The organism is Actinoplanes sp. NBC_00393 (assembly GCF_036053395.1).
Classification (GTDB): Bacteria; Actinomycetota; Actinomycetes; order Mycobacteriales; family Micromonosporaceae; genus Actinoplanes.
Window position 1 is genome coordinate 462,501 of the sequence record NZ_CP107942.1, and the last position, 12,430, is coordinate 474,930.

At 67.7% G+C, this 12,430-nt stretch carries 11 protein-coding genes and 2 rRNA genes (1 of these 13 running past the window's edge); 5 read left to right on the forward strand and 8 right to left on the reverse strand.

The genetic code is table 11. From position 1 onward, the window contains the following. A 23S ribosomal RNA gene (locus OHA21_RS02075) occupies positions 1 to 2,620 on the forward strand; it begins 490 nt to the left of the window's first position. Between the two features lie 115 nt (positions 2,621 to 2,735). Next, positions 2,736 to 2,852 (forward strand): 5S ribosomal RNA (rrf, locus tag OHA21_RS02080). Positions 2,853 to 2,947: 95 nt separating this feature from the next. Here the strand turns inward: rrf and OHA21_RS02085 are convergent. After that, positions 2,948 to 3,475 (reverse strand): nucleotidyltransferase domain-containing protein, encoded by a 528-nt coding sequence (locus OHA21_RS02085; protein ID WP_328469530.1) that lies wholly within the window; start codon positions 3,473 to 3,475, stop codon positions 2,948 to 2,950. Between the two features lie 152 nt (positions 3,476 to 3,627). Between OHA21_RS02085 and OHA21_RS02090 the strand changes: the two genes are divergently transcribed. Further along, entirely contained in the window at positions 3,628 to 4,065 is a 438-nt protein-coding gene (locus OHA21_RS02090; protein WP_328469532.1) for a CBS domain-containing protein, read from the forward strand. Positions 4,066 to 4,155: 90 nt separating this feature from the next. Here the strand turns inward: OHA21_RS02090 and OHA21_RS02095 are convergent, their stop codons facing one another. The 4 genes from OHA21_RS02095 to OHA21_RS02110 form a co-directional block, all read right to left on the reverse strand. Continuing rightward, positions 4,156 to 4,398 (reverse strand): hypothetical protein, encoded by a 243-nt coding sequence (locus tag OHA21_RS02095; protein WP_328469534.1) that lies wholly within the window; start codon positions 4,396 to 4,398, stop codon positions 4,156 to 4,158. A gap of 155 nt (positions 4,399 to 4,553) precedes the next feature. Next, positions 4,554 to 6,440, reverse strand: coding sequence for a polysaccharide biosynthesis tyrosine autokinase (locus OHA21_RS02100; RefSeq protein WP_328469536.1), 1,887 nt, complete (start codon positions 6,438 to 6,440; stop codon positions 4,554 to 4,556). Positions 6,441 to 6,608: 168 nt separating this feature from the next. Next, a complete protein-coding gene (trxA, locus tag OHA21_RS02105; RefSeq protein WP_328469538.1) occupies positions 6,609 to 7,043 on the reverse strand; it encodes a thioredoxin in 435 nt (144 codons plus the stop codon). 41 nt (positions 7,044 to 7,084) lie between these two features. Then, positions 7,085 to 7,639 carry a hypothetical protein gene (locus OHA21_RS02110; protein ID WP_328469540.1) on the reverse strand — a complete coding sequence of 185 codons (555 nt, stop codon included), beginning with the start codon at positions 7,637 to 7,639 and terminating at the stop codon, positions 7,085 to 7,087. A gap of 112 nt (positions 7,640 to 7,751) precedes the next feature. Between OHA21_RS02110 and OHA21_RS02115 the strand changes: the two genes are divergently transcribed. Beyond that, a complete protein-coding gene (locus tag OHA21_RS02115) occupies positions 7,752 to 7,943 on the forward strand; it encodes a hypothetical protein (RefSeq protein ID WP_328469542.1) in 192 nt (63 codons plus the stop codon). A gap of 60 nt (positions 7,944 to 8,003) precedes the next feature. On the opposite strand, the gene OHA21_RS02120 is transcribed toward OHA21_RS02115, so the two are convergent. Then, positions 8,004 to 8,924, reverse strand: a complete 921-nt coding sequence (locus OHA21_RS02120; RefSeq protein ID WP_328469544.1) for a siderophore-interacting protein — start codon at positions 8,922 to 8,924, stop codon at positions 8,004 to 8,006. Between the two features lie 255 nt (positions 8,925 to 9,179). Between OHA21_RS02120 and OHA21_RS02125 the strand changes: the two genes are divergently transcribed. Beyond that, the gene (locus OHA21_RS02125) at positions 9,180 to 9,653 is read left to right on the forward strand and encodes a response regulator transcription factor (protein WP_328469546.1); all 474 of its coding nucleotides are present in this window, start codon (positions 9,180 to 9,182) and stop codon (positions 9,651 to 9,653) included. A 99-nt stretch (positions 9,654 to 9,752) separates the two neighbouring features. Here the strand turns inward: OHA21_RS02125 and OHA21_RS02130 are convergent, their stop codons facing one another. Together OHA21_RS02130 and OHA21_RS02135 are read right to left on the reverse strand one after the other, a co-directional pair. Further along, positions 9,753 to 11,414 carry a methyl-accepting chemotaxis protein gene (locus OHA21_RS02130; RefSeq protein ID WP_328469548.1) on the reverse strand — a complete coding sequence of 554 codons (1,662 nt, stop codon included), beginning with the start codon at positions 11,412 to 11,414 and terminating at the stop codon, positions 9,753 to 9,755. A 95-nt stretch (positions 11,415 to 11,509) separates the two neighbouring features. Next, positions 11,510 to 12,367 carry a universal stress protein gene (locus OHA21_RS02135; protein WP_328469550.1) on the reverse strand — a complete coding sequence of 286 codons (858 nt, stop codon included), beginning with the start codon at positions 12,365 to 12,367 and terminating at the stop codon, positions 11,510 to 11,512. Between the last annotated feature and the right edge of the window lie 63 nt (positions 12,368 to 12,430).

Below are 12,430 nucleotides of genomic sequence, written 5' to 3' on the forward strand. Positions count from 1 at the left end.
TGCCAGGACCACCTGGTAAGGCTGAATACTTCCTGGTGACCGATAGCGGACAAGTACCGTGAGGGAATGGTGAAAAGTACCCCGGGAGGGGAGTGAAATAGTACCTGAAACCGTTCGCCTACAATCCGTCAGAGCCTTTTGGGGTGATGGCGTGCCTTTTGAAGAATGAGCCTGCGAGTTAGTGGCATGTGGCGAGGTTAACCCGTGTGGGGTAGCCGTAGCGAAAGCGAGTCTTAATAGGGCGTTTTTAGTCGCATGTTCTAGACCCGAAGCGGAGTGATCTAGCCATGGGCAGGTTGAAGCGTGGGTAAGACTGCGTGGAGGACCGAACCCACCAACGTTGAAAAGTTGGGGGATGACCTGTGGTTAGGGGTGAAAGGCCAATCAAACTCCGTGATAGCTGGTTCTCCCCGAAATGCATTTAGGTGCAGCGTCGTGTGTTTCTTGCCGGAGGTAGAGCACTGGATGGTCTAGGGGGCCTACAAGCTTACTGAAATCAGCCAAACTCCGAATGCCGGTAAGTGAGAGCGCGGCAGTGAGACTGCGGGGGATAAGCTTCGTAGTCGAGAGGGAAACAGCCCAGATCGCCAGCTAAGGCCCCTAAGCGTGTGCTAAGTGGAAAAGGATGTGGGATCGCATGGACAACCAGGAGGTTGGCTTAGAAGCAGCCACCCTTTAAAGAGTGCGTAATAGCTCACTGGTCAAGTGGTTCCGCGCCGACAATGTAGCGGGGCTCAAGCACACCGCCGAAGCTGTGGCATTCACACATTAACTTCGCTTCACTCCTTGAGGGTGTTGTGCAGGTGTGTGGATGGGTAGGGGAGCGTCGTGTCACCGGGGAAGCGGCGGAGTGATCCAGCCGTGGAGGTGACACGAGTGAGAATGCAGGCATGAGTAGCGAATGAAGGGTGAGAACCCCTTCCGCCGGATGACCAAGGGTTCCAGGGCCAGGCTAATCCGCCCTGGGTGAGTCGGGGCCTAAGGCGAGGCCGAGAGGCGTAGTCGATGGATAACGGGTTGATATTCCCGTACCCGCAAAGGAGCGCCCAAGACGAACCTCACTGTGCTAACTGCTTGAAGTGCCGGCGGTCTTCGGACCAAGGGTATGGAGACCAGGACCCTGGTGGGTAGTAGTTTAGTGATGGGGTGACGCAGGAAGGTAGATGATCCCGGCCGGTGGTTGTGCCGGGGTAAGCGTGTAGGCCGTGCCATAGGCAAATCCGTGGCGCATATAGGCTGAGACGTGATGCCGAGCCGTTCTGGTGAAGTCATTGATCCTATGCTGCCGAGAAAAGCCTCTAGCGATGTTCCGAGCGGCCCGTACCCTAAACCGACACAGGTGGTCAGGTAGAGAATACCGAGGCGACGGGTGAACTGTGGTTAAGGAACTCGGCAAATTGCCCCCGTAACTTAGGGAGAAGGGGGGCCGGACGCGTGAAGCCCCGTGCGGGTGGAGCGTGGTATGGCCGCAGAGAGCAGGGGGAAGCGACTGTTTACTAAAAACACAGGTCCATGCCAAGTCGTAAGACGATGTATATGGACTGACGCCTGCCCGGTGCTGGAACGTTAAGGGGACCTGTTAGCTCTTCGGGGCGAAGCGGAGAACTTAAGCGCCAGTAAACGGCGGTGGTAACTATAACCATCCTAAGGTAGCGAAATTCCTTGTCGGGTAAGTTCCGACCTGCACGAATGGCGTAACGACTTCCCCACTGTCTCAACCACAGGCCCGGCGAAATTGCAGTACGAGTAAAGATGCTCGTTACGCGCGGCAGGACGGAAAGACCCCGGGACCTTTACTATAGCTTGACATTGGTATCTGAATTTAATTGTGTAGGATAGGTGGGAGCCGGTGAAGCTCGGACGCCAGTTCGGGTGGAGGCGTTGTTGAAATACCACTCTGTTGGGTTTGGGTATCTAACTTGCGGCCCTGATCGGGTCGAGGGACAGTGTCTGGTGGGTAGTTTAACTGGGGCGGTTGCCTCCTAAAGGGTAACGGAGGCGCCCAAAGGTTCCCTCAGCCTGGTTGGCAATCAGGTGTTGAGTGTAAGTGCACAAGGGAGCTTGACTGTGAGACTGACGGGTCGAGCAGGGACGAAAGTCGGGACTAGTGATCCGGCACTTGCGTGTGGAAGCGGTGTCGCTCAACGGATAAAAGGTACCCCGGGGATAACAGGCTGATCTTCCCCAAGAGTCCATATCGACGGGATGGTTTGGCACCTCGATGTCGGCTCGTCGCATCCTGGGGCTGTAGCAGGTCCCAAGGGTTGGGCTGTTCGCCCATTAAAGCGGTACGCGAGCTGGGTTTAGAACGTCGTGAGACAGTTCGGTCCCTATCCGCCGTGCGCGTTGGATACTTGAGAAGGGCTGTCCCTAGTACGAGAGGACCGGGACGGACGAACCTCTGGTGTGCCAGTTGTTCTGCCAAGGGCACGGCTGGTTGGCTACGTTCGGAAGGGATAACCGCTGAAAGCATCTAAGCGGGAAGCTCGCTTCGAGATGAGGTATCCCACCACCTTGAGTGGGTAAGGCTCCCAGCTAGACGACTGGGTTGATAGGCCGGAAATGTAAGCACGGTAACGTGTTGAGTTGACCGGTACTAATAGGCCGAGGGCTTAACCACCTAATACTTTGCGCTTGCGTCCACTGTGTGATTCACAGCAAACGAACAACCACCCCGGTAGTTCGGCCTCTAAAGGTCGGCCCGGGTTGCTGGTTTGTTCCACGCTGATGGTTGTTTCGGTGGTCATAGCGGTGGGGAAACGCCCGGTTACATTCCGAACCCGGTAGCTAAGCCCGCCAGCGCCGATGGTACTGCACTCGGGAGGGTGTGGGAGAGTAGGACGCCGCCGGACTCAACGTGACAGAAAGGCCCACCCCGACCGGGGTGGGCCTTTCTGCATTTGTGGATTAGATGAGGGGCTGAGGCGGGCTTTCGGGTGGGCGTTTTTTATCCGGCGAGCGCCTGTTCGAGTCGGGCGATGTCTGCGGCGTCCTTCGGGCGGCGGGGGCGGCCGGGGACCCAGATCGGCATCATCTTCTTTATCTCTATCTGAGCCTGTGGGGAGACGACCGGGCAGCGGATGCCGGCGAGGATCGGGGACGGTCCGTCCAACATGTCTTTCGGCCACGGGGCGCCGGCCCAGGGGCCGCCGGCTACCACCGGGTGGCCGGCGGAGTCGTGGGCGACCAGGGCGAAGCTGTGTTCGATGTCGTCGCGGGACAGGTCCAGCTGCTGGGTGTGGGACGGCGGTTCGGGTTCCAGGGTGTAGCCGCGGTCGATCAAGGCGGTGGCGAGACGCGGGGCGTCGGTGTGGGGGACGAACCAGTCGATGTCGGTGTGCGGGCGGGTCACCTCGCCGAGGAAGAAGTCCATCGCCCAGCCGCCCCGGAGCCACAGGGGGGTTTTGATCCTTGCCGCTACGTCGAGCACCTCGGCGATGGCGGTCAGTTGGCGGTCACTGAGGTCGGGCTTCATGGACGGTGACGGTACCGGCGGTAGCGGCGGAGCCGGGGGCGGCGTAGCTGGGTTTCGATGAGGTGTAGGCGTACATCTGCGGTGGTTTTCTTGACAGGAGCTTGTGGGTTCGGCATAGAGGTGGGGTACGCGGCCGACTCCGAGGAGGAACGATGCGGATCAGTGACATTCTCCGGGTCAAGGGTGAGCAGGTTGTCACGGTGCCTCCGGACACCCCAGTGGAAGGTCTGCTGACCGTTCTCGCACAGCATCGGATCGGCGCGGTGGTGGTGTCGCGCGACGGTTCGGTGGTGGACGGGATCGTCAGTGAGCGGGACATCGTGCGGGCGCTTGCCGCGCGCGGTGCCGGGGTGCTGACCGAAGCTGTCAGCGCCATTCAGACGACGCAGGTGCGGACGGTGACGCCGGAGGCGCAGCTCGAGGACGTCGAGCGGTTGATGACCGAGCGGCGGTTCCGGCACGTGCCGGTGGTGGTCGACGGCGCGCTCCGGGGGGTCGTCAGCATCGGCGACGTGGTCAAGAACCGGATCGACGAGTTGGAGACCGAGCGGAGCACGTTGGCGGACTACATCACGGGGGAGCGGACCTGACAAAGCCGGATCGCCGGTCGGGGGCGGGCCCCGACCGGCGACCCGGCCGGCTGAGAGCGGAACCGGCCGTCGCTCAGCCGGCCGCCGGAGCTAGCGGTGCAGCAGCCTGGACAAGCGGCGGCGTGGGCGGGACTTCGCTGCTCGCTTCCGGCCCAGGAAGACCGCGGCCGCGGCGGCTGCGGCCAAGGCCAGGACACCGGCCGTCGCTGATTTCGGGTTGCGGCGGACGGTGCCGCCGGCTGTGGTGACTGCCTGACGGGCGCGGGACTGGGAGTCCTCCTCCTGCAGCTGGTCGGGCGTTGTGCCGATCGTGCTCGTCTGGTTCGTGGTCATCGCTCACCTCTCCGGGGATGGGCTGGCTGGGCTTATGCCGTCTATGCCCCTCGTATGCCGGCGACCAACCATGTGATGCGGTTCATTCACGCTCCAGGAGTGACGCTAATCGGACTCCGTGCCCGCCGTTGTCCATGACTTGACAGGACGACGGGTCAGCTGCGCGAGTGGATCACCTCGGGCTCGCTGCCGGTGATCTTGGTGTCCTCTTCGTCGGTGTCATCCGGCTCAGACTCCCGCTCCTCGACGAGGAGCGTCGAAGGCTCTTCGACGATCTCCGAGGGCTCTTCGATGAGCGCCGTGGGCTCCTCGAGGTGCGCTGTGGGCTCATCGACGTGCGTCGCGGGTTCTTCGATGTACGCCGTGGGCTCCTCGACGTGCGTTGAAGGCTCTTCGATGAGGGCCGTGGGCTCCTCGACGTGCGTTGAAGGCTCCTCGACGCGGGCCGCGGGCTCCTCGATGATCGGCTGCAGGGCGGTCGGCTCCTCCAGCACGGCCGCGGCGGCGGACGGCTGTGCCGCGGAAGAGCTGTAGACCGTAGGCGTAACCGGCGCGCCGTAGATCACCGGCACCACCGGGCGGGCCTGCTCCTCCTGCACCTGCTCCTCGGGCTCGTCGTCCTCCTCCTCCGCCTCGATGTAGAGGTGCGAGGTGATACCGGGCGGCGCCACGTCCTCGGCGTCCGCCTTGAGGCGCCCGTTGGGCTGGCCGTACAGCAGCTTCGACGGGGAGGCGCCGGAGAGCTCGCGCGCGTGCGGGGCCAGTCCACCCGCGCTCTTCGGCACGTTGAGCAGCACGGCGCTGACGTTGTCCTCGACGACCTCGGCCAGCTCGGCCATGGCCCGCTGCACCGAACCCCGCTTGGTGTGCCGGAAGTCGCCGACCAGCAGAACCTGGTCGCTCAGCGTGGCGAGCGCGATCGCGTCGGAGGCGCTGAGCACCGCGGCCGAGTCGAGGATGACGACGTCGCAGTGCTTCTGCACGGCACGCAGCACCCGGGCCAGCTGCGGGCTCTCCAGCAGGTCGACGTGCTCGCCGTTGCGGTGGCCGGCGGGCAGCAGACGCAGCCGCGGCACCGAGGTGTCCTCCAGCACCTCCGAGACGGTGGCGTCGCCGTCGAGGAGGGTGGTCAGGCCGTACTCGCCGGGAACCTGGAAGACGTTGTGCAGCACCGGGCGGCGCAGGTCGGCGTCGATCAGCACGACCGAGCGGCCGGCCTGGGCCAGGACCACGGCCAGGTTGGCGGCGACCGTGGTCCGCCCGTCCCGGTCGGTGGCGCTGGTCACGAGCAGCGTGGTCGCGCTGGTCGGGCGCAACACCGGCTGCAGGCGGGTCCGCAGGTAGCGGTAGGACTCGGCGGCCGGCGAACCGGGCTGGCGGAGCACCACCGGCAGGCCGGTGGCGGTGCCGGCCGGGCGCTTGGTCCGCGGCACGGTGGCGAGCACGGTCGCCTTGGAGAGCCGCTCGAAGTCCTCCCGGCTGCGGATCTTGCTGCGGGTCAGCGAGCGCAGCAGGGCGGTGCCGGCGCCGAGCAGCAGACCGACCACCAGCCCGGCAGCCAGATCGGGTACGAGCGGACGGGTGTCCGGCTCCGACGGAAGGCTCGCCGGGCTGATCAGCGTCGGCGTGGCCACCGTCCCGGCCTTGCGATAGTCGAGGTACGCCTCGACCAGCGCCCGGGTCCGCACCTGTGCGCTGAACTGGTTGTTCGCCGAGTAGACGAAGGTCAGCACGTCGGCGCCCGGCACGACCTCGACCTCGAAGCCGTCGAGCATGGCGCTCGCGCTCATGCCGATCCGCTGGGCGGCGGGCAGCACGACGGCCTCGGAGAGGGCGACGGCGCGTTCGGTGTCCAGGTTCGGCTGGACCGGGGTGGTGCCGGCGGCGACACGTGCCTCGACAAGCACGGTCGCCTCGGACCGGTAGTCGGCCGGCAACGACTGATTGACCCCGTAGGCGGCGGCGACAGTGGCCGCGGTCACCACGAGAGTCCACGGCCCGTAGCGGCGCAACAGTCGCGCGGATCGTCCATAGATGGTCATGCCGGCTGCCTTCCCCGTTTCCTGCGTCCAGGGGTTACTGGTGATCTCAAGCCGGTGATTCTCTCACTGGTCGATCGATTTGCGCGTCGATCTTTCCGGCGATATCCATCTAGTTGTTACGGCTGTCCCGAACTGCGGACAGTCGCTATGGCGAAGATCTCCCCGGAGTCAGACCGTCAGGGCGAGTTCCTGCTCCACCCAGCGGCGCAGCACCGGCGCCGGAGCGGCTCCGGACTGCTGGGCGACGACCCGGCCGTCGCGGATCAGCAGCAGCGTGGGCACTGCCTGCACGGTGAAGCGGCGGGACAGGGCGGGGGCGGTGTCGACGTTGACCTTCACCAGTTTGACCCGGCCGGCCAGGTCGGTGGCCACCTTCTCGAGCGCGGGCCCGACCATGCGGCAGGGTCCGCACCACGGAGCCCAGAGGTCGACGAGGACCGGGGTGGACGATTCGTCGGCGATCGAGCGGAACGTCCGGTCGTCGGCGTCGACGATCCATGGCAGAGCGGCCTGGCAGGCGCCACAGGACGGGGTGCCCTTCGCGGTGGCGGGGACTCGGTTGCGCCGGCCGCACGCGGGACAGGAGATGATGCGCGGTTCCATGTCCGGTACAACGCCGCGGCGGTGATGCGGCTTCCCCGGGGTCAGCGGACCACGGAGAGGCCGCCGCGGTGGGTGCGGGGTTGGCGGGTACGGCGTACGGCTCGGGTGGCCAGGGTCAGCAGCACGATGATGGCGGTGTCGCGGAGCAGCTGGAACGCGGCGTGCAGCAGGCCGGTGCCGGGCAGGATGAGCTCCTGGATGGTCAGGCCGGCTACCGCGGTGAGCGCCGCCGCGCCGGCCAGGCGGCCGAACGAGGCGCGGGTGCGGCGGAAGCGGTCGCCGTGGCCCAGCCAGTAGCCGGGCAGCCAGCGTTCCAGCAGCATCGCGAAGAACAGGGCGGGCACGACCGCCCACACGCCGATGGTGAAGGTCTGGAGCAGGCCGGCGCCGTCGAGGGTGCCGGCGACCATGCTCGTGGTGGCCAGGGCGATCACGTCGAACCGGCGCAGGGCGTACCGGGTCTGGGCGACCAGCCAGATGGCGCCGACCGCGATCGGCGTCAGCAGCATGACCGGGCCGAGCTGCCCGCTGAGCCAGAAGATCGCGAGATAGGCCGCGGCGAAGGCGGCGGTGCGGGCGGCGTACCGGGAAATCATGGGCCGACCATCGGCCCGCACCGGGCTGAGCTGAGCATTCCCGGCCTCGCTCCGGGTTGTTGTGGCGGTATGCGTACGATCGTGGGCCGGCACGCAAGCCGGGCCAGCTCAGTTGGGGCAGCGGCGCGGTGACGCGGACGCCTTCTCGTTCGCCGCGATCGACTCCGGCACCGGCGCGATCAGCGGCCGGGCGACGCTCGGCTTCGGGCTGGTCAACCGGTTGCAGACGGCGGGCACGGCGATCAACCGCAGCTACTACCAGGGGACGGTCACCGGGCGCCTGACGGTCACGCCCACCAGCTGAGTTCCGTTCACAAAGTGATGCCGCGCCGGGGCAGCCGGCGCGGCATCGGTCAGTGAGGGGTCAGCACTCGGCGCGGCCCAGGCGCCAGTAGCCCATGAAGGCGACGGCCCGGCGGTCCACGCCACAGGAGCTCACCAGGTGGCGGCGCAGGGTCTTGATCACCGCGGCCTCGCCGGCCAGCCAGGCGTAGAAGCCGTCGATGCTGCCGGCGGCGGCGTCCGGGACCTCCCAGAGGATCTCCTCGTCGACGTCCACGTCTTCGAGGGTGACGTCGGCCGGGGTGATGCAGTCGCCCAGCAGGCGGGCGGCGGCGGCCTCGATCTCGGGGATCAGGTACGTGCCGTGGGCGGCGCCGTCGCGGGCCAGCCAGGTCACCCGGAAGCCGGGCGGAGCGGCGATCTCCAGCTTGTCCGCGGACTCAGGGACCTCCAGCAGGGCCTCGCCGCGGGCGTCGGCGGGCAGGCCGGCCAGGATCGAGGCGATCGCGGGGACCGCGGTCTCGTCGCCGCCGAGCAGGATCCGGTGGGTGCCGGCCGGCGGGTGGAAGTCGATGCCGCCCGAGCCGCCGGTGAAGTCCGCGTTCGGGCCGAGGATGCAGGCCGTGGAGCCGGGGCGGGCCTCGACGGCCCAGCGGGAGGCCGGGCCGTTCACGCCGTGCAGGACCATGTCGACGTCGACCTCGCGCAGGTGGGGGCGGGCTTCGCGAACCGTGTACGTCCGGATCGGGTTGCGGTGCTCGTCGGGCAGGCCGCGCCACTGCGTGTACCAGTCCGCGCCGGTCGGCAGGTGGTCGTGGCCGGAGCCGGGCAGCGGGGGGATCAGCTTGATCCGCTGGTCCCAGCCGTTGTTCGCGAAACGGTCCAGGTCGGCGCCGGTGAAGGTGACCCGGAGGAAGTTCGGGCTGAGCCGGGTCACCCGGGAGACCTCCACCGGGAAGAACCGGAACGGGGTCGCCTCGGTGGGCACGACGGTCTGGGTCACGATCGGCCTCCACGCTCGTTTAGGTAACCCTAACCTAACAGCTCGGTGGAGGCACGGCTTGCGGGGGCGGCCGGGGTGGGTGCGCGGGCTTGCTGGCGGCGGGCTTGCTGGCCGTCGGCTTGCTGGCGGCGGGCAGGCTGGCGGCGGGCTGGCTGGGCGCGCGGGGGTGGCCGGATGCACCCGGGATGCACCGGAAGGTTTCTGCGGCGCGGGGCGGGGTGGCCGATTGGTGCGGGTCCAAGGAGAGGAGCAGTCATGCCGCAGAACCCGCTCGGGCCGACCACCATCTCGTTCAGTGACGCCGATTCCGGGGTGCTGTCGTGGCCGGTGGACGACTGGGCGGCGGCTCTGCAGCCGCCCACCGTTCTGGTGGCCGAGGATGACGAGGACATCCGGGAGCTGGTGGTGTTCAAGCTGCAGATGGCCGGGTACCGGACGCTGGCCACCGGCAACGGGCGGACGGCGATGGCTCTGGCGGTCAACGAGCGGCCGCAGCTGATCGTGCTCGACGTGTCGATGCCGGGGCTGGACGGGCTCGGGTTCTGCTACGAGCTGCACTCGTCGCCGCAGACGGCGGACATTCCGGTGATCATCATCAGCGGGCGGGGCAGTCAGTCCGACGTGGACCTCGGCCGGATGGTCGGGGCGGAGGACTATCTCGTCAAGCCGTTCTCGCCGGCCGAACTGTTGCGCCGGGTCGAGCGGTTGTTGCCCGTCTCGGTCTCCTGACCCGCGCATCAGCCCGGCGGCGGCCCTGGGGCCGCGACCGGGCTGATGGTCGCATGGGAGAGCGGGGACTTTTCGCAGACCCGTACGTCATCAAGGTTTTCAGACCCTGAAGCGCTGGACCACCTCGCGCAGTTCGCCGGCCACCTGGGTGAGTTCGCTGACCGAGGCGTCAGCCTCGCCGAGTGCCGCCGTGGTGGCGTGCGCCGCGCTGGCGACCGCGTTGATGTTGCCGGCGATGGTCGAACTGCCGTTCGCGGCCTCGCCGATGCTGCGGCTCATCTCGTTGGTCGTGGCGGTCTGCTCCTCCACGGCCGACGCGATGGTGACCTGGTAGTCGTTGATCTCCGAGATGATCCGGGAGATCTCGGCGATCGCGGTCACCGCGCTGGACGTGTCGGCCTGGATCGCCTCGACCCGGCGCGCGATGTCCTCGGTGGCCTTCGCGGTCTCCTGGGCCAGGTCCTTCACCTCGGTCGCGACCACCGCGAAACCCTTGCCCGCCTCGCCCGCCCGGGCCGCCTCGATGGTCGCGTTGAGCGCCAGGAGGTTGGTCTGCTCGGCGATCGACGTGATCACCTTGACCACGTTGCCGATCTCCTCCGAGGAGGTGCCCAGCTTGGCCACCGTTTCGTTGGTGGTCTGAGCGACGCCGACCGCGCCCGAGGCGACCTGGGCGGCGCTGTTGGCGTTCTCCGAGATCTCCCGGATCGACGCGCCCATCTGGTCGCTGCCGGCCGCGACCGACTGCACGCTGGCCGAGACCTCGCCGGCGGTCCCGGCGACCAGGCCGGCCTGCTCGGCGGCCTCCCGGGACTCGGCGTCCAGCCGGGTGGTGATGGTGCTCAGCCGCTGGGTGACGTCGCCGAGCACCTCGGCGCCGTGGTTGAGCTGGCGGACGCTGGTGATCAGGCCGTCGCGGGCGCGGTTGGTGGCCTCGGCCATCTGCCCGAGCTCGTCGCGGGACCGGACCTCGGCGGGCACGGTGAGGTCGCCGTCGGCCACCGCGCTGAGGGCCACCGACACCGTGGCCAACTGCCGTTTGATCAGGCGCATCACGCCGAAGCCGATGACGGCGGCCAGCACGAAGCCGATGACCAGGCCGAGCAGGGTGATCAGGCGGGCGTTCTGGTAGGAGTCGTCGCCGTGCTCGGCCATCGCGTCGGCGTCGCTCTCCTCGGCCGCCTGCAGCGAGTCCATCGCCTCGTTCATGGCGGTCTCGACGCGGTTGAACTCCGGGAGGATCTGATCCGCGGCGGGCATCTCGTATCCGGCGGCCATCGGCTTGCCGAAGATGATCGTGTCGCGCAGCGCCCGGTAGTTCTGCATCGCGTCGGAGAAGGCGGTCAGGCGTTCCAGCCGGTCGGCGGCGCCCGAGCCCTCGGCGATCCCGCGGTAGCCCGCCACCGCCGCCTCGATCTGTGCGTCGGACGCCTCGGTGGCCTGTACGCCGAGCTTCGCCAACTCGTCGTCCTTGCGTGCGCCGCCCGAGTTGAAGAGCAGCATGCCCCGGAACATGCCGGTCAGCGCGGTGCGCATGTTGGCGATCTGTTCCATGCCGTCGATGTGGTTCGCCTTCATGTCGCGCAGGTCGTCGCGCAGCTCACCCATCCGGTTCAGCGCGACGCCGGTGACCAGCAGGGCGACCAGGGCGACGCAGGCCGCCGCCACGGTGCTCTTGATCAGCAGGCTCCGGTCGCCGAGCAGCCGCTCCAGCAGACCACGAGAGGCGGTCAAGGGCGGTCGGCTGCTCTCCTGCTGCATGGCTTCCTCCGTCGGCGTCGATAGGCGCAACCAACTCTAGAAGCCATTTCCGGGTGATTTCGGTAGATTGCCCAAGTCTTTCCAGGGATCGGATGCTAGCCGTGCACGAGGGCGATGCTGCACCGGGCGCGATGCAGCAGGTGCCGGCCGATCGACGGGCGCAGAGCGACCCGCAACGCCCGGCGGATCCGGGCGCCGGCGACCACCAGCTGGGCCCCGGCGGCCGCCTCGGCGAGGACCTCGCCCGGCGCGCCGACCAGCACCTCGGTGGTCACCGGCACCTGCGGGAACCGTCCGCGCCAGCCGGCGACGATCTCGTCCAGCCGGTGGCGCTGCGCGGCCACGGCCGCCAGGTTCGCCTCGCAGAGCAGGTCCGGTCCGCTGTCCGGGACCGAGAAGCCGTGCACCGCGCGCAGCGGGACACCGCGTACGGCCGCCTGCTCGAAAGCGAAACCGAGCACCTGGCCGGCATTGGGGGAGTCGCTGACACCGGCGACGACCGGGTCGGTGGCCCGTGGCTCGCCGCGGACCACCACCACCGGGCAGCGGGCGTGCGCGCTCACCGAGGCGCTGGTCGAGCCGAGCAGAGCGCGGACGCCGGAGTGGCGCGGGCCGCCCACCACGAGCAGGCCGGCCTCCGCACCCCGCTGGGTCAGCGCCACCGCGGCCGTGCCGTGCTCGACGCGGGCACCGACACGGACGCACGGGTGCGTCTTACCGGCCGCCGCGATCGCCTTGCCGAGCATGTCCCCGACGGCGTCGTCCGTGTCGGCGTCGGGGTAGACGGCAGCGGCCGGCATCATCGCCGCCGCGGGCACATAGGTGGGCCACTCGTACGCATAGAGCAGCTCGACCGGCGCGTCGGTGCGCTGGGCCTCGTCGAGAGCCCAGCGTGCGGCCTTGCGCGCGTCCGGAGAGCCGTCGAACCCGACGACGATCTTCTGAGTGGACACGGTGAGCCTCCTCACATTCCACTCTGATCGTCGTTCGTGAACGACCCGTTCGGCAAGGCCAAG

Coding starts and splice junctions, on each gene's coding strand:
- OHA21_RS02085 (WP_328469530.1), bottom strand. CDS start 3,475: ATGAAGCCCGACCTCAGTGACCGCCAACTGACCGCCATCGCCGAGGTG.
- OHA21_RS02130 (WP_328469548.1), bottom strand. CDS start 11,414: ATGCAGCAGGAGAGCAGCCGACCGCCCTTGACCGCCTCTCGTGGTCTG.
- OHA21_RS02095 (WP_328469534.1), bottom strand. CDS start 4,398: ATGACCACGAACCAGACGAGCACGATCGGCACAACGCCCGACCAGCTG.
- OHA21_RS02110 (WP_328469540.1), bottom strand. CDS start 7,639: ATGATTTCCCGGTACGCCGCCCGCACCGCCGCCTTCGCCGCGGCCTAT.
- trxA (WP_328469538.1), bottom strand. CDS start 7,043: ATGGAACCGCGCATCATCTCCTGTCCCGCGTGCGGCCGGCGCAACCGA.
- OHA21_RS02100 (WP_328469536.1), bottom strand. CDS start 6,440: ATGACCATCTATGGACGATCCGCGCGACTGTTGCGCCGCTACGGGCCG.
- OHA21_RS02090 (WP_328469532.1), top strand. CDS start 3,628: ATGCGGATCAGTGACATTCTCCGGGTCAAGGGTGAGCAGGTTGTCACG.
- OHA21_RS02125 (WP_328469546.1), top strand. CDS start 9,180: ATGCCGCAGAACCCGCTCGGGCCGACCACCATCTCGTTCAGTGACGCC.